This window comes from Methylomonas rapida (assembly GCF_024360925.2).
GTDB lineage: Bacteria > Pseudomonadota > Gammaproteobacteria > Methylococcales > Methylomonadaceae > Methylomonas > Methylomonas rapida.
In genome coordinates this window covers 3,075,086-3,091,699 of record NZ_CP113517.1, presented here as the reverse complement: position 1 = coordinate 3,091,699, position 16,614 = coordinate 3,075,086, and the positions used below count along the sequence as shown (strand labels likewise).

Annotated in this window: 18 protein-coding genes; 6 read left to right on the top strand and 12 right to left on the bottom strand. The window is 50.7% G+C overall.

The genetic code is table 11. The annotated features are described in order from the left end of the window. Window positions 1-99: 99 nt before the first annotated feature. The 8 genes from NM686_RS14515 to ssb form a co-directional block, all read right to left on the bottom strand. A complete protein-coding gene (locus NM686_RS14515; RefSeq protein ID WP_255188551.1) occupies window positions 100-852 on the bottom strand; it encodes a hypothetical protein in 753 nt (250 codons plus the stop codon). A gap of 92 nt (window positions 853-944) precedes the next feature. After that, window positions 945-2,669 (bottom strand): group II intron reverse transcriptase/maturase, encoded by a 1,725-nt coding sequence (gene ltrA / locus NM686_RS14510; RefSeq protein WP_255186901.1) that lies wholly within the window; start codon window positions 2,667-2,669, stop codon window positions 945-947. 612 nt (window positions 2,670-3,281) lie between these two features. Continuing rightward, on the bottom strand, window positions 3,282-4,220 hold the full coding sequence (locus NM686_RS14505) for an AAA family ATPase (RefSeq protein WP_255188549.1): 939 nt from the start codon (window positions 4,218-4,220) through the stop codon (window positions 3,282-3,284). A gap of 110 nt (window positions 4,221-4,330) precedes the next feature. Continuing rightward, window positions 4,331-4,543 (bottom strand): hypothetical protein, encoded by a 213-nt coding sequence (locus NM686_RS14500; protein ID WP_255188328.1) that lies wholly within the window; start codon window positions 4,541-4,543, stop codon window positions 4,331-4,333. 319 nt (window positions 4,544-4,862) lie between these two features. Further along, window positions 4,863-5,864, bottom strand: a complete 1,002-nt coding sequence (locus NM686_RS14495; protein ID WP_255188326.1) for a YqaJ viral recombinase family nuclease — start codon at window positions 5,862-5,864, stop codon at window positions 4,863-4,865. Continuing rightward, a complete protein-coding gene (locus tag NM686_RS14490) occupies window positions 5,861-6,196 on the bottom strand; it encodes a hypothetical protein (RefSeq protein WP_255188325.1) in 336 nt (111 codons plus the stop codon). Before NM686_RS14490 ends, NM686_RS14495 begins: the two co-directional genes overlap by 4 nt. 176 nt (window positions 6,197-6,372) lie before the next feature. Then, window positions 6,373-7,428: a phage recombination protein Bet gene (gene bet, locus NM686_RS14485; RefSeq protein ID WP_255188324.1), complete on the bottom strand. Its 1,056-nt coding sequence runs from the start codon at window positions 7,426-7,428 to the stop codon at window positions 6,373-6,375. A 142-nt stretch (window positions 7,429-7,570) separates the two neighbouring features. After that, window positions 7,571-8,002: a single-stranded DNA-binding protein gene (gene ssb / locus NM686_RS14480; protein WP_255188546.1), complete on the bottom strand. Its 432-nt coding sequence runs from the start codon at window positions 8,000-8,002 to the stop codon at window positions 7,571-7,573. Window positions 8,003-8,040: 38 nt separating this feature from the next. Between ssb and NM686_RS14475 the strand changes: the two genes are divergently transcribed. The 4 genes from NM686_RS14475 to NM686_RS14460 all read left to right on the top strand — a co-directional run bounded on the left by NM686_RS14475 (window position 8,041) and on the right by NM686_RS14460 (window position 9,939). After that, window positions 8,041-8,346: a hypothetical protein gene (locus tag NM686_RS14475; protein WP_255188545.1), complete on the top strand. Its 306-nt coding sequence runs from the start codon at window positions 8,041-8,043 to the stop codon at window positions 8,344-8,346. Between the two features lie 36 nt (window positions 8,347-8,382). Further along, on the top strand, window positions 8,383-9,027 hold the full coding sequence (locus NM686_RS14470) for a hypothetical protein (RefSeq protein WP_255188544.1): 645 nt from the start codon (window positions 8,383-8,385) through the stop codon (window positions 9,025-9,027). A gap of 124 nt (window positions 9,028-9,151) precedes the next feature. Then, window positions 9,152-9,442: a type II toxin-antitoxin system TacA family antitoxin gene (locus tag NM686_RS14465; protein WP_196436497.1), complete on the top strand. Its 291-nt coding sequence runs from the start codon at window positions 9,152-9,154 to the stop codon at window positions 9,440-9,442. Next, complete coding sequence (locus NM686_RS14460; protein ID WP_255188543.1) at window positions 9,439-9,939, top strand: GNAT family N-acetyltransferase; 501 nt, start codon at window positions 9,439-9,441, stop codon at window positions 9,937-9,939. The genes NM686_RS14465 and NM686_RS14460 overlap by 4 nt, the downstream gene beginning before the upstream one ends. A 220-nt stretch (window positions 9,940-10,159) precedes the next feature. Here NM686_RS14460 and NM686_RS14455 read toward each other — a convergent pair whose 3' ends face one another. The 4 genes from NM686_RS14455 to NM686_RS14440 all read right to left on the bottom strand — a co-directional run bounded on the left by NM686_RS14455 (window position 10,160) and on the right by NM686_RS14440 (window position 14,534). Further along, window positions 10,160-11,377 carry an NYN domain-containing protein gene (locus tag NM686_RS14455; protein ID WP_255188542.1) on the bottom strand — a complete coding sequence of 406 codons (1,218 nt, stop codon included), beginning with the start codon at window positions 11,375-11,377 and terminating at the stop codon, window positions 10,160-10,162. 123 nt (window positions 11,378-11,500) lie between these two features. Further along, window positions 11,501-12,586 (bottom strand): tetratricopeptide repeat protein, encoded by a 1,086-nt coding sequence (locus NM686_RS14450; RefSeq protein ID WP_255188541.1) that lies wholly within the window; start codon window positions 12,584-12,586, stop codon window positions 11,501-11,503. 1 nt (window position 12,587) lies between these two features. After that, the gene (locus tag NM686_RS14445; protein WP_255188540.1) at window positions 12,588-13,331 is read right to left on the bottom strand and encodes a hypothetical protein; all 744 of its coding nucleotides are present in this window, start codon (window positions 13,329-13,331) and stop codon (window positions 12,588-12,590) included. A 150-nt stretch (window positions 13,332-13,481) separates the two neighbouring features. Continuing rightward, a complete protein-coding gene (locus NM686_RS14440) occupies window positions 13,482-14,534 on the bottom strand; it encodes a helix-turn-helix transcriptional regulator (protein WP_255188539.1) in 1,053 nt (350 codons plus the stop codon). Window positions 14,535-14,661: 127 nt separating this feature from the next. On the opposite strand from NM686_RS14440, the gene NM686_RS14435 reads away from it, so the two are divergent. Together NM686_RS14435 and NM686_RS14430 are read left to right on the top strand one after the other, a co-directional pair. Beyond that, complete coding sequence (locus NM686_RS14435) at window positions 14,662-15,495, top strand: hypothetical protein (protein WP_255188538.1); 834 nt, start codon at window positions 14,662-14,664, stop codon at window positions 15,493-15,495. A gap of 194 nt (window positions 15,496-15,689) precedes the next feature. Further along, the gene (locus NM686_RS14430; protein ID WP_255188537.1) at window positions 15,690-16,610 is read left to right on the top strand and encodes a DUF4007 family protein; all 921 of its coding nucleotides are present in this window, start codon (window positions 15,690-15,692) and stop codon (window positions 16,608-16,610) included. Window positions 16,611-16,614: the final 4 nt, after the last annotated feature.

The window sequence follows — 16,614 nt, the reverse complement described above, 5'->3', positions numbered from 1 at the left end:
ACCGACCCCACGGGGCGAATGGCCCCTTCCGGGTGAATGTTAAAAAATACCTACATCGAACTCTTCGATACAGGCGTCATCGGCTAAAACCTCGGCGAATCAAAACCAGTGATCGGTTTGATCGGCCATGGCCAATGCCAGATCAAGCCGGGGTTTCAAAAGCCCCAAGCTTTCCGCCAAGGGTCGTATGGCCTCGACGTCGGTATCGAATAACGCCAATACCTCGGTTTCGGCTTTCAGGTCCGCCGACACGTCGCGACCGTTTTCGGTGGCAATGCCGACCAAGACGCCGGGAAATGCTGCATGCTTCAATGCCATCAACCACAGCCAAGGCAGTAACCCGTGTTCAAGGTCGATTTGCCCGCTGAGATCGAAGGTTTCATCGCCCAGGCTGACATCGACAAGCCGTTGCCAACCGGGCCAGTCACTCGCGGCACAACCTTGGGCCTGAGACCAGGCTTCCAGATCGCCCAACCAACGCCGCAGCGCGAAACCCATATCGAGCAGGGTATTGGGCCCGGCGCGACAATCGACATGCCAATACAACTTGTCGACAGTGACCGATGGAGTCTGGGAATGCACGGACGCAGGATCGGCTATCGGCGCGGACTGGGGCAAACTGATATTGCCATCAGTATCGATTTCGACTTCGCCGACAAACACATAGCCCTTGGCCTGTTTTTGCCGTTCGATATCGTGCTGGCGTATCTCCGTTCGCGTGTTAATGCTCGGCAAACGTAAAGCCGTCTTTCCCCAACGGGTCGAAATCGAACCGTCGGCATTCGTGGTGACCGCCCAGTCTTTGGAGCTACCATCGCGGTGACGATAACGAAATAAACTCCACACGGCCATGGCTACACCGCGTCGGGTAGCAAGGCTTGCATTACTGCAACCCCGCCCCCTAAGAACCGTGCATGAAAGTTTCCCTTCACACGGCTCAAGCCTCATCTAAGCCCCCTTACGGAAGCCGGTTTATCAACTTTCAACTTCAGGTTGTGGACTTGCATGTGACAGGTTGGATGCAACAACACCAAGTTTGATGTTACATCTTTGCCGCCTTCAGACTTCGGCAGGATGTGATGAATATGCCATCCCGTTTCTTCCGTAATCTTTTGGCGGCATGCAGGACATACTCCATCTTGATCCAACCAAAGATGTATCAATCTTTTTCGCTCCTTGTGGTTTGCCAGCATTTTCCGACCAAGCCGATCTTCAAAATAGGTTTCCCATTTTGGATCAAATGGATTAGCTTCACCTTTGATTTTATGGTGTCGTCGAATTTTGGTATCGCACGCTTTAATTAGCGTCGCATGTTTCGATTTACCATCTGGGGAGACAACCTTAGTAGAAAATACCCAGTTCCGATTTCCATTGGAGTGAAAGTATCTCCTCTTAATCCAAGTTTTACTTTTCTTGGAGTGTCTGCGTTTTGCCCACTGCCACAATAATTGCCAAATCTCTTTGTCTACCTTGGAAAAGGCTTCCGACGCAACAGAACATTTATGATAGTTTGTCCAACCCCTAATTTTTGGATTGAGCAAACGAATCAAGTTTTCCTGTTTTGCCTGTTTATTCGCCTTTACTGTTTCACGGATGTTATCCAGGAACGTTTGAATGTTCTTTTTGGACGGTTTTATCAAAAATTTTCCGTCATACTTTCGTATGTTCCATCCGAGAAAATCAACACCCTCTGCGATTGAGGTAATCTTGGTTTTTTCCGGCGATAGGGATAATCCCCTTTCCGCTAGAAAATCTTCAACCAGTGGTTTGACTTCGTTCACCAGAATTTCTTTTGATTTTCCAGTAATAATGAAGTCATCCGCATATCGCACAAAATTGACCTGGTTTAAGGCAGCTTTATTTCGATTAAACCGCCCGGATTCAGAACTTGAGAACTTGCGTTGAAGTTCCCGTTCCAAACCATCTAGCACCATATTGGCCAGCGTCGGCGAGATAATACCGCCTTGCGGCGTACCCGCTTCCGTTGGGAAGAGTTGATTTTGGTAGAGATAGCCACTTTTCAGCCATTTCCGAAGAACCATCCTGTCTGTTGGAATATTGTTGAGCATCCATGCATGGCTGATGTTGTCGAAGCACCCTGTGATGTCACCTTCAAGAATCCATGCGGGTGACGCTTTTTTAGCCAACACTATGTAGCATTGGACATGTGCGTCCGCCGTAGATCTTTCCGGTCTGAATCCGTAAGAGTTTCGATCCGCAGTCGTTTCCGCAACGGGTTCCAGGGCCAACAAGTGTAATGCCTGCATAGCCCGGTCTTTCATTGTCGGAATGCCTAGCGGCCGTTTCTTACCGTTACTCTTTGGGATATAAACCCGCTTCAAAGGGAATGGCTGGTAACCATGTCTTTTAAGCGAAAGTATTGCTTCTGATTTGGCCTCCGGCGTTGACCAAGTTTTTCCATCCACGCCGGGAGTATTCTTACCTTGATTTTCTGTCACCCGTCTGACGGCAATTGCTTTGCCGCTGTACGAGTGGGTCAGCAACCATTGCAAGGCTTTCACCTTACCCCAGCGGCCTTCCTGATTTGCCTTCACGATACGCGCTTGTAGCCTCCTGACATTTTGATAAAATTTGCTCCAGTTGATGCTGTGCCAATTTGTCTCCATGCCGGAGGATGCACACATGATTGTGTTATCAATCAAGTTCATTTGCTTTTCCTCCTAATAAAGGTTCTTCATGCTCTCTCGTGACGAGAGACCTAGCGGAAGTCTGCACCGTTGCCAGTTGGGATAATGTCGCCGACATTAGCTCAATCCCTATTCGCTCTATTACCGAGCGACATTCGCTTTTTCCGCTTTCCCATGCCCGCCCTCCATCGGCCTTCCTTACGGTTAGCTTGCCATCGCTGGCGAAGGGTCGGGTTTTCCGTGTTCTATGTAACTAACAAGAGTGGGTTAGGTTCTGTCTCTGCTCCGGTAGCTGTTTGTCCCTGTAATCCAAGACTGGAATGGATTAACCTGCTACGTACCATTTTGGTTTGAGCCTGTCATCGCTTTTGGCTCAGTCGGCGTTACGGAGTTTCCAACAGTTCACTTTCGTTGACCATACCACTCAGCCTAGCCCCCTTCTGCGTAGCGCTCGCAGATACGTTTTCCCCTCGCGGGTTCGACTTACCATCTTTAGAGGATGGGGTACATTGTCTCGCCAGCTTCATACCGTCCCGTTACCGGGGTCGCATGTGGCGATAGGCTACTGCCGAGGGAACGGCAGGTTTATTAATGACAAATATCAATATAAACAATTAGTTACATAACTTCACGTCACACCCAATCGTCACCGAACACATCCTTGGCGATGCGATGAATCGCTTCGCGTTTGGCGGGTTCGGCACGGAAGGTCAAGGCACGATCCAGCGAATAGGCGAGGGCATTCGGGGCACTTTTGAAGGTCGCCACCAAGGTTGCCCAGCGCACTAAACCGCGTGTCGATAAGGTCACCGACAACATGCCGCTGCCATCCGCACCGCCGATAAAGACTTTACGAATCTGGTTGGCCACTTTGATCATGCTTTCCCGTACCGATTCCGGCATGGTCGGCACGACATCGGCCAACAGCTTCATTTCATCCTCGGGTTCCGGGTAGCCGACTTCCATCAATCGAAACCGATCCAGAAACGCCAAGTTTTGCCGCAACACACCTTGATACAAACCCGATTGATCGCCGCTGCCGGCACTATTACCGGTGGCCACTAAACGGAATTTCGGATGGGGTGCAATCACATCGCCAGTCTGCGGAATCGTTAGAGGTTTCCCTTCGACGATTTCATTCAAACCGATCAGTTCAGCGGGGTCGATGGCATCGATTTCGTTGATCAACAACACATGTCCCAGGCGAACCGCCAGGGTCAACGGACCATCGATCCACTTCATCGCGCCGCCGTCGACCAGCATGTACTGACCCAACAGGTCGTTGAGTTCCAATCGACCGTGACCGGTGACCGAATGCACGCCCCAATGCAGACGTGCCGCGACTTGCTCCAATAACGAGGTTTTACCGGAACCGGTCGGACCAGTCAGGTATAAGCCATCGCCATTATGAGCGCCTAAAAACGCCAACACATCCCGCAAGTGATCCTTGCGAAACACATACGGCTTGATAGCCGGCACATAAGGGTTATTGGCCGGGGCAAAGCCTTCCACTTTCATGGACGCCGGGGCCTGAATGCCGAAGGTGTCGGCAATGGAATAGGATTGATACATGGTGAGCTCCTCGAGGACTAGCCTCAAATAACAAGGGGCGCACCGGTCCCGAGGGGTGATGAGCCCCAACGGGTGAATAAAGCCCTGGTCAACCAGGATGGATTAAAAAATCAACGTAGCTGCATGACGCAGTACATCGCCCATTCGGCACGGGCCAATAGCTCCCGATCCATCAAACGCAGAATGCGCTGAATGTCGCTTCTCAAACCGGGGTCCGAGAGTTGACGGTGCATGTCCAGCAACAACCGCTTTTTGACCTGGATGTCATCGTTATGCGCAACGTTCAACCAGCATTGAAAAGTTTTCCAAAAGTCGTGATTCATAATGACCTCCTTCAATCAATAAAAGGGGTCACCAAGTCCCGCAAAGGTGATGAACCCCAACGGGACAAACAAAAACACCAGGCTTGACGCACCTGGCACACGAGGCAAACGCTCATGCCGCTTAACAACGGAACGCCGGTCGAAACCGGATTCGGGATTCCACGAAGGGAATGCCTGAACGATGCGGGTTTTGGGTTGGACTTTTTTTAAAAGCCCAGCCTAAAACCGACATGCCCGAACCGAATCAATCATGACGTCAATGAATGAACATCCCGTAACCACCAGGGTTACAGGATGTCGTTAAACGAACCATCAAGACTCAAAACCAAAAGTCCACGCCCACCAGGTCTTTCAAGGCTTGAGCATCAAACGGCACTTCGGCATGCTTGCCGTCGTCGTCCCGGCAGGTCACGCGGACCCGTGTGGTGGACGGTTTTCGATAGACTTCCAGCGCCTCAGCCTGAACATCCGGTTGCAAGGCTTGCAGTGCCGCCTTGTAATCGATGGCACCCTGGCTTTGAAACCGGCTGATACGCAACCCGGAATGCTCTGCGGCCACGTAATCGCCCATCAATGTCACCAAGGTGTCTTCAATGCGCGACTGCTCGTCCTCCAACTGGTTGAGATGGCTTTTGAGATCTTGGATAGTCAACGCCCGCTGTCGATACGTTGCCGCCAGTTGTTGCCATTGCCGTTCTGCATCGCCTTGCGGCAAATACAAATCGCGTTCGGGATCCTTATGTGGTTCCTTTTTCGATTTCACCGCCGACCAGAAGTCCATCGCGGACTCGACCAGGGCGGTGAGAAAGGTCTCATCGCGCTGAATCTCAAATTCCACATCCTGGCCTTGGTGATAGAAAAACAAAAAACCGCGTTGTGCTTCGGCGACCAAGAGTTGCTGTTGCACTTGGCACCAATACAATTGATAGGCAGCCGAGGCTTCCCGGTTCAACACCACATCCAGAAACGTGGTCTCGTGCGGACATTTGATTTCGACGGGTTCTTGGTGTTCGGACAAGCCGTCGAACGAAGCCCGTATCAAAGGAAACTGCTCCGACTCGCCGCACAGTGGCAATAGCATCAGCTCGTGTTTATCCTCGAAGCGTTGCAGGGCCTCGGGCTCTTGCTGGATGCCGGCGCGGATCAACGGGTTGTTGTCCAAACTGGCTTCCAACACCAGACCAATCTTTTCTGCCCAGAGTCGCCAATAGCTTTTATACGGTGAGCGGTTCATGACGATGGCCGCTTCACTGGCACTGACGCCTTGTGAACGCCATTGCCGCCAGGCATCGGAACGTTGCGATACGTCGACGACCTTCATCGCGAAAATCCGGTCAACTGTACCTGGCAACCGAAGCGCACGGTCTCGATGCCGAGCTTGTGCAACTGGGTCTGGCAGCGCCGGGCCCAATGGCCATCACCGAACAGCAACAGCAGTTCGTCTTGCGCCGGCAGACAGACTCCGCCAAAACTCTCGGCCAGTGTCGTTAGTTCTGGTCGGCTCAAGGGCTGCGGATTGCGCTCGCAGTGCTGGGGTCGCCATAGGCGTTCCAGAAACCCCCGGCCGTGACGGCGTAATACCGTGGGTGAATCGTAACGTTGCCAGTCGGTATGACAGGGCACGCGGTTCAATGATTGATCGATAGCATTCATGATCTCTCCTTATGAAGAAATTCAGAGCATCATGAATCCCCCACGGGCGAGTCATGACGCCCTGAAGGGGTGGTAGTTGAATGTGACGGATGCTGAAAAGCCAGCAGACGCCCGATTGAAAATGGCCTAACCCGTAATCCGATTAAGCAACGGCAAAGCCCTGTCCAGCGATATGACTACCGGTTGGCACCCAAAGCCTGACGCGCCTGAGTCATGGCCATCTCTTTGGGTGACAATGGTGGCATGGCGGTACTGTCGGCTTGGCCCAAGACTTGTGTGGCATTGGGGGCAATTTCCGATACCTTGTCCAACTCGGCCAAGGCAAAGGTCAGGTCGATGCCTTTGAACTTCTGGTTGGCATAGTCGTAGGCGGCTTTCCAGGCGCCGGCCGCTGCTGTACGCCTTACCAGTTCCGCCACGGCTTTTTGCACCTTGGGATGGATTTGCGACAGATCGATGACGCGGTTTGCATCAACGCCTGCATCGCCCGCCCAAACGCGATCTTCATTGTCAGCTTCGGTTGCATTGACAACCGTGGCACTGCCATCGATCACGCTACCGTCGGCAATATCGTCAAGGGTTTTGCCATCCATTTCCTCGGCGGCATAACCGCATTCCTCCGGAAAGGCGGCCCTGAGCGACGCTGCTTTACCGCATTTGGCCAACTGCCCTTTGGGGCGTTTGATCCACATGGCGGTTGGGACTTGCGAGTTTTTACCGCCGGCGGTGCTATAAGCCTCCAGCCAGTAGACTTCCTCGGTAAAGGCGCAACGTTTGCCGCCGACGATCCGGTACACAGTAACCGCCACCCATTCGGGAAAGGTCACGGTGATACTGGATTCCTGCCATTGCTCGTTATCGTCCTTGTAGCGACCGGTAAAGGTTTTGGTGACATCCGGACCCCAGGCGGGCCTATCCATGCCGGCCCAAACACCGGTCCGCGACGCAGTGGTCTGGATTTCCATGATGGACGGCCAGACGGTTTCGATATTGCGGCCCAACCCCGCGCTCCACATCGGCACGATATGTACCGGCTTTTTGAAGATGTCGAGCTTGCGGGCTTTGCAGTAATCCAGCGCCATCAGGATGGCTTCCGGGGTTTTCGCCGTGGGAAAGGTGACTTCGGTCAGCACTTTCCAGGACTGCTCCGACAGTCCATAGCTTTGTTGCGCGGCTACCGGCATCGGCAGGTCGCGGGTTTTGGGTAAGGTATTACGGTTGTTTGGGTTCATGGTGGCTCTCCTTCAATAAAAAAGGGAACGCCATCGCCCGCTAGGGAATGGTGTTCCCCAGGGGGTTGAAATACCGAAACCTGAAACGGGTCGGCGGTGTAACGGTTAAACCAACGAACGCCAATGATCGGCGTGCTGGGGTTTAATGCATGGGCATATCGCTGTAGTCGTCATCCCAGTCGGCGTCCTCGGCGGCCGGGTTCGATGTTGATGAACCATTGGTAGGTGTTGACGGGGCAGGGCGGTCGAGCAGTTGCAAATCATGCACAACCACTTCCGTGCGGTAGCGTTTTTCGCCGTTCTTATCCCATTGCTGGGTGCGAAGAGTGCCTTCCACATAGATCTTGCTGCCTTTCTTCAAAAAATCGCCAGCGGTATCGGCCAGTTTTTTAAAAAACACGACCCGATGCCATTCGGTGCGTTCCTGTTTGGCGTTTTTTGCATCTTTCCAAACTTCACTGGTTGCCAAACGCACCGCCACGACTTTGCCGCCGTTATTCGGTAAATAGCGAATATCCGGATCGGCGCCGAGACGGCCCAGCAAGATGACTTTGTTTACACCACGATTGGCCATGATGATGTCCTCCTATCGGCCGCGCCCGACAATTGAAAATGAAACCCACCTGCGCGGCGATGGGGCACATCCGGCAGGCACATTCCCGGCTAGGAATAAGCGCTCCCAGACAGGATGAAAATCTAAAATACAACCATCACATCAGGCTTGACGCACCTGACACGCCGATGGGAAACCACCGTCGCCGCTTAAAAACGGAACGCCGACCGAAGTCGGATCATGACGTGATCAAACACCTCATGAGCTGTGATGTCATTGGAGCAGATTTTTTGGAAGAGTCGTTCGCGAAAGCTCGACAATTATCGAGCTTTCGCGAACAGGCATTAGAAACAGACACCGTATGATTGGGCTATCGTTAATCTTCCCAAGCAGGTGCTGACATGGCAGAAAGTCCGGTTCAACCCAAAAGCAAACGACACACGATCAGTCGCCCGATATTTGAGCGTACGTTTAGCATCAACAGCGAACAAGCCATTCGGGTCATTCGTGATAGCTATCACCGACTGATGGTGTCCTTGTATGCGATTGACGTGATCCTGCGCATCATCGGCAGGGAGGAAACGGTCGATGAAATAGAAAGCATTGTTAGCCAGATGATTGCCGAATGTGCGGAGCAGCTACAGCAGGAAAAGAGTCGGCTGGAAAAACTCAAGGCTGACAACGGCATCACTGAAACGCCAACCTACACGCACCCCAGGGAATTCGTGGCCAAGATTGCCTCGCCGCAGATTGCCCAATTCGTGGAGTTGATTCGTTTATTGGATCAGTTGATGATTGTCATGGACACCTTGTGGCTGTGCCAGGTTATCTCCAACAAACATTGCATCGAGGCCCGGTATCAGTGGCAGCAGCGGTTACAGCGGCTGGCGAATAAAATTGTGACGATGGAACGGCATGCGCATCAGGCTGCATATGCGCAGGGGCATGGTGAAGAGGTTAGATTGGCTAAGCAGGAATCAGGATTGAATGTGGAGCCGGTATCCACTTTTGATCACGATTCGCCGAGGGATGATAGGCACATTTGACTCAACCACTTGGTGAAAAATAGGCAGTTCGTCACCAAGTCGATCCTGCGTAAACCGTTTAGCTTATTATTGTCATGACAACGTCTGGCGGCTATACTGCTCTTCACTGCCTAAGGGAGGTATTATGGCTACTCAATCGACACGCACCACCAAACTTGACCTGCGCTTATCGCCCGAAGCAAAGCAAACCTTGAGCGCGGCGGCACAAGCAGCCCATTGCTCCGTCAGTCAGTTTGTATTGGCGAGTGCTTTATCACGCGCCGCCGAAACGCTTAGCGAGCGACAACGCTTTGAACTTAATGCAGAGCAATGGGAACATTTCATGGCCGCACTCGATGCACCGCCGCAAGTTGTGCCCCAGATTCAGCGTTTGTTCCGCGAGCCGAGTCCCTTTGAGCTGCCGACGACCGAATGACGGGGTTTCGTATTGAGAAGCTACGGCGCGATCATCCCGTTGATAGCTTTACCTGTGGGCGCGATGAACTTGATCGCTTTCTTATTCGCTATGCGCTAGGCAATCAGCACGCCAACGCTTCGCAAACCTATATAGGTCTGCATGACCAGGAGGTCATCGGCTTCTACAGCCTGGTTGTGGGCGAAGTCGCCTTTGGCGATGCGCCGGAGCGCTTGACCAAAGGCTTGGCCCGTCACCCTGTTCCCGTCATGTTGTTGGCACGGTTGGCTGTAAGTACCCCATGGCAAGGCCGCAAGATGGGTTCCGGCCTATTAAAAGACGCCATGCTACGCACATTGCAGGCTGCCGACATTGGCGGTATTCGTGCTTTTGCTGTTCACGCCAAGGACGAGCCTGCTAAACAGTTCTACGAGCAGTTTGGTTTTGTCCCCTCGCCGACTGACCCCTTGCACCTTTACCGTCTCATCAAGGATTTACGCCGCTCTCTCGAAGCATAACGTCGAAACTATGCGCATTAATCCATCAAGTGGCGATGGCAAGATTTCCGCAAGGATTGAGTGATTGGACGCGCTGACGACATTGCCCTGTTCCAGTTGCAATGCGAGGTTTTAACAACGCTTTCGGTTCCTGCATGGATCAGTGGCCGATGCTAGCAAAAGCTGCATTTAAGGGGCATTTACGCACGAGTTGAGCCTGATCCATCCGGTTCATCGTACCTCATTCACCGATCAATTTTTTGATGCTGTCTTTACTGATCGTTGACAGCGTGAGCTTCTTGACTTCCTTGGCTTTCAAGTCCAAGGGCTGAGTTTTGCCGAGTTCCAGCAGTTTGGCGATGACCAACTTGTCGGATTTCAATAAAAAGTCCTTGAGTGTGATTTTTTTCACCCGCACGGTATCGACGCCGCCTTTAGCCTTTTCGGTATGCACCAGCCCCATGACGATAAAATAGGAAAATGCCTTGTTCACGGTCGTTTTAGTGATGCTCGCATCAACTTTATGGCACTGATCGAATAAGGCCACTCTGAATTGCGCCGCATCAGTACAGATGTCTTTCAAGGCCACGGCATGTTTGTAAATTTTTTTTAGCGTGTCGGCATTGTCCGGCAGCGCATTGTATTTTTTCAACAGGGCTTTGTAGGCATCTGTGGTTGCAATGGGGTTGACTGTTTCGGTTGGTTGGGCAGGCTTCGCCAAACTGGCGAAATTGGCGGTGCCGTTTTTGCTGATTTCAATGGCGTTGTTAGCGGTTAGGAAGTCTGTGAACGTTTTAAATCCGTAATGTTTTTCGTCGAAGTCGGCCGCGGTCCGCTTGAGCAGATTCTTGATTTGCGAGGTATTGACAGGGGATGGCGATGCCTTCAAGTGGCCAATGACCAACTCATTGGCCTGTGCCAGCGTAAGGGTTGGTTGGGAATTCGGTAATGGCTGCGGAGCTAGGGACTCCTGTAGCGAAGCCTCATTGCCGATTAACGTGTTTATGACATCGTCCGTGTAAATGAAACGAGTGCAAGACGTCTTCACGCATTCGCTCAAGGTAGAATGCTGGCCAACGCCGATCACATCCTTGTCCATTTCCCGAAGACGGCGAAAAACGGGTGTAAAATCCGAGTCGCCGGTGACCAGCACAAAACAGGTAATATTCGGTAATTGCCAGGCGCATTCAATGACATCCACCGTCATCTGAATGTCCGCCGTATTCTTGCCGGTCACGGGATGGTAACAATGGATGAGTTCAAACCCGGATTGATTGATAGCGGCTTGGTGCATGGCCAAATTCGGTTTGCTCCAAACACCATAAGCGCGACGGATAATGATCTGGCCATACTGATTCAGTTCTTCCATCAGTAATCTGACGCCGTCGTGCTTGATCCAGTTTGTAACATTTTCGGCGTCTACAAATACCGCAATGCGATTGGCTTTTTGCTGTGTCATGAGGGATGCGGTGTATTCAAATCCGGTTTCACTTTATTCCCAGGCTATATTGCGGCGTTAAGGAATGGAGCAACAAAACGATCCGTTAAGTGGAATGGCCGCATTAAAAATAGTCTTTCGCGGTCAAGGTTTGCTGGCATTATGAATCCGCAACGCTTCCTCATATTCTGCCTTCAGATCAAATCCAATATCCTGCCCTGGGGCGACTTGTTCCAGAGCGACGTACATGAAGCAAACCACCTGCAGGCCGGTGTAGTTGCCGGGTACCGCGCGTAGCTGATAGGTTTTGTTGGGGTTATTCACATCCAAGCCACCTTGGCCTAATGCGGCGGTTTCCATGGCCACACCCGCTACTTCTTGAGGTGACATGCCCTGGAAAGTCCATAGCGCATGCAGGCAGTACTCGATGGCTTGCGGATTGAGTGATCCGGTCTGGCGAAATTTGTCGTAAGCGAGGTTTCGCAAGATTTCTTCCGCGCGCTCTGCCGCTTTCGAGCCCGGCGCGACATCGATGACCTGCGTCAGCAGGGCCGACACACGTTTTTTGATGGCCTCGTCTTTATGGGTAACCATTAGATTTTCCGCCAGCGCTAGTAACGCAATGGGATCATTAGGCGCGGCTCTGACCGCATTTTCCAGTAAGGCGGCCGCTTCCGGTTCATTCAATTTCGAGGCAATATAGCCAGCGGTACGCAGGGCGTATTGATCATTCGGCGCTAACTGCACCGCCTTTTGTGCGGCTTGATCGGCTTCGATAATTTGGTTGTTCCGCATGTAAGCCACAGCCAACGCCACCCAGCCATGGGCGTAATCCGGTTTGAGGCGAATCAACGTCGATAACAACTCAATGGCCTTGCCCAGATTGCCTTCATCGCTGTAGACCATGCCTAAGTTGTACAGCACAATCGCATTATTCGGATGCTCGGATAGCAAGGTTTCGAAAATGGCTTTGCCCTTGGCGTAAACCCCGCGTTGTAAGGCATCCAACCCTTCGTCACACTTGGCTTTGGCTTCCGGATCTTCAGCGATGATCAAGGTATCCTGTTCGATGCTGACGTTGGCAAACATCCCATCGGCGGCATACTCGTCGGCAACATGTCGAATCAACGTATCAGCGAAACCAGGTGCATTCGGGTCACGGCAGGTTTCCGGTAAGGCCGACAAATCGTAATCGGCGATTTTGATAAAAACGGTGCTCGGTGTTTGCATATCAGGGTGTCATCCATTCAAAACGGTCATTCAAATCCAAGCGGTTCAACCAAGCATTGACCAGTTCGGTATCCGAAGCATCCGTCTTACTGCCGGTGACATCGCCCACCAATCCAGTGCAAATCGCTTCAAAACCAGCCTGCTTGAACGGCGCAAAAAAATCGGTACGATCGAACAAATAATCGGCAGCCAAAGCGTTTGCGCCATTGATGGCTTGATGACTGCGTAATATCCATTCCGGAAACTTCGCAGTATCGATGCCTAATGATCGTTCGCCGTCTTCTTTTTCCAACAGAAAATGTGTCAACTGACTGTCGCGTAGCTCCGGATAGTCTCTATAGATCTGCGCCGACAGTTTGATCAACGGTGCCGCACTGCGAATTTGGCTGCCTAATTGCGCCAATAAATTCTCCGCCAGAGACTTTGCCATCTCAGGTGCATAACCCAGTTCGCGAAATTCACTGACCGCTTTGTCGCGGCTAGTTTGCGAAGCGGTTAAATGCCGTTGTTCGCGTTGTGTGTAAAAACGAATCGCCAGCCCACATTGCACGCCAACCAGATAGGGAATGTCCGGTCTGTTGGGTTTGACTGAAATCCGCAATTGTTTGGACCATTGCGCTTCGCTCAAATGCAGAACGGCGCCTACTTGGAGGGTATCGTCCCAAGTCACGCGAACCGGTAGGTTGCTGATCTTTTCGGCTTCACGGATCAATCCCGTCGCATGTTTGTAGGTAGTGTCTGGCATGGATCAAATGTTGAAATCAAATTAGCAGGACAGTTTAACTTTTTTGGAATCGAACAGCCTGGTTTTTAAGTCCTTAGAGACAACTCAATGGCTTGAATTCACGAATCAAAGTTGTAAATCACTGTGTCAGTTATCCGTCTAATTGCAAGGTCAAACATAATGCTGATGGGCTTTTGCCAGCATCGTTTGAATATCCTGTCTCAGTTCTGGAGGGGAAATAACTTCAATCCGATCAGCTTCACCCATAATCCACCAGCGCAACTGCCAAGTATCTAAGACATCAGCGAGCAACAACTTGAATCCCAAGCTGTCGGCTTCGGAAACGATTTGGTTTTCACTGAGTGGCGATTCTTGAAGTATCAATGCCAAATGGTCGCAAACTTTTGCTTCAAGGCGGATGGGCGATGCGGTACCAAAATGTCCCTGGCTCTGGGCAAATTGGTGCAAATCAAAGCCGTTTTTTCCTCGACAATCCTCCGTTAGAACTTCTACCGTCAACATACGATGCAAAGCATAAAGATATACAGCCTCATATTCGTTGGCCATGGCGGCCAAGTAAGTAATTGGGCCGCGTTGAATCAAACCTAAAGGATGCAATCGGTATGCTTTGGGTTGGGCATCAACCTTTTGAGTAGCGCGGTAGTTCACCCGAAGCTGCTTTTCGTTCAGCAACGCATCATGCACCCTCTCAAGAATTTCACCTCTGACATCTGGTGGGATAAGTGGTTGTGCCGGTTGGATCACGCAAATTTTTTCAGGCCAATGGGTGATTTGGCTTTTCTTATGCAGCTCTAGTGTCTGGTGGGCTTTTGTGAAAATATCTTGCAATGGACGAGTCAATAGCACAGGCAATGATTGGCTCAGATAGCGTTCAACCATTACCAGCGATAAGGCTTCCGGCAAGGTAATGCCACCCTGCAATTGTGCATCTTTGCCTACCCAACGATAGCCATGGGCTAAGCCAGCTTTCGCCTCGCCGTTTCCCTGACTGTTGTCGTTACATTCCAACTGCGGATAAGTTTCTAGTAACGATTTCATATCGCGGCGAATGCTGTGCGTTTCTACTGCGTAACCTTGTTGTTGCAAATCATTGACGATTTCTCCAACGGTTACCCATCGCTCTGACCGCCCGCTCAGCCGACGAATGCTTTCCAACACCAATAGCCGTCGCTGCAGAACAGCTTGAGATTTTTGATCAGGCAAATTTCGCTCCTTACAAGCCTAAAATTTCTAATGTCTTACCCTGACACACTTTGTAAGGGTCATCCGTAAGCTATACCCTAGATCAGCACAGCGCGCCTACTCTTCAACCAGCATGAGGGAATTAGCCATGACCAGTTTAGCCTTTGAAATCGGTTTTGATCATTACCGTTTTGGTTTGCCTTTGGAAATTAGTCGTTTCCAAGACTGTCATCGTCCCCAAATTCGCCATGGCTACGAAGCAGCCAAACTTCAGAAGGTGTCTCAGAAAAAGCCTGATCTATTCGATAGAAAATTGCTTGCGATCCGTGACAGAGCAATCATCAAAAGCCTGGAAGTTTCAATCACCAAGAACGACCTGCAAGAAAAATTAGCTGAAGCAGGCGAAAACTGCCCAATTACAGGCCAACCCTTCACGTTTGCTGAAAATCAAACCACCGACTGGTCAGTGGATAGAATCGATAACACGCGCGGTTACTGTCCGGACAATATTGTCATCGTATCGACAATTGCCAATCAAGCGAAAAGGGATTTGGATTTATCCGGTTTGATCAAATGCGCACTTGGCAAAGGCCACGCGGATGAAACGTTGAGCCCCGGCGAATGGATTCGCATGGCTCGCTTTTACTATCACAAAATGGACATGCAAAAACCGCTTTGTTTTTGCCGCTTACTTTCTGAGCAAGCGCCTTTATGCGACCAGATACTGTTGCTGCAACTGTTCAAAAACCGGGAAAAGCGAGCATCCGCCTTCTTGAAATGTTTGGAAAAGCACTCGGGCAAAGACAGTGTCTGCAAGGCAAAGAAGTTGACGCATAAACGTGTCTATCATCGTGCCGACATCGGGTTAGACGTTCTGTACGACAGTCCTAAGCTGTACGGCTGGGTTCAGGATTTCAAGAAAACCATCATTGCTCACAGCAAGGAGTTTGATGCGTTACTAATGGATTGCCTGTTTGCATAAGCAGCGGTGACGCGACTGATTTCGTTGTTGACTAAGGGGTATTAATATTGCGATGCGGAGTGTTTATTGGGATTAAGTACGCAAAAACACGGCAGCCTCGACCTTGGTGGATGTTAGAATTAAGAGAAGACGAGTGCGCGTTGAACGCAGCAATCGCTAAATTTTGGCATTTATACCTCCTAATAATTTTATACATGGACAGTCTGCTCAAGCCGCTTAATCCTAAAAAAGCATCATTCGGTCGACATGAAACATTCGCACTCCGTTATTCATGGTTAACCAAAGGATTTCAGGCTTTCAAAAAAAACCAATCCATATTTTCTTCTGACGAAGCGACGATAGAACTCGGCGTCGGTAAAAACATGGTCAACGCCATCAAATACTGGTTGAGAGCCAGCGCTATGTTGCTGGATACAGACGAAGGCTTAGAATCATCAGCGCTTGGCGAAGCCATTCTTTCTGACAATGGCTGGGATCCTTATCTTGAAGACGAAGCCACGCTTTGGCTTATTCATTGGCAATTGGCCACGAATGCGGAACTGGCTACAGCCTGGTATTGGTTTTTCAATTGTTACCATAAGGCCGAGTTTACGACTGATGATGCCATGGAAACGTTAGCTGAGTTTGTGCGTAACAACCTGAATGGCAAGCACTCGGAAAGAACCGTAAAACAAGAAGTTGCAATGATATTGCGGATGTATTGCCCCTCTAAAGGCAATGCTAAATTGATTGAAGAAAGCTTGGATTCGCCATTAGCCTCTCTAAAACTGGTTACTGCTGTAGAAGACCTACACATTTACCGTTCCTATGGCAATTTGCAATCGAGTTTACCGATAGAACTGGTTGGCTATGCCGCCAACGAAATATTTAATCAACGACAGACCGAATATCTTCCAATTGCCGATCTAATGTACGGCCCAAAAAATGGGATTGCACTGGGAAGCATATTCAGACTGACAGAAAGCGCCTTGTTGGCAAAATTAGAAAATTTAGTGAAAGCATACCCCGACATTTTTCAAATCAATGAAACCGCTGGCGTCAATCAGCTTTACCGGCAAGATAACACGACCGAGTCCCTGACTTTTCTTAGGTCTTATTATCAACCTACCCGGTGATGGC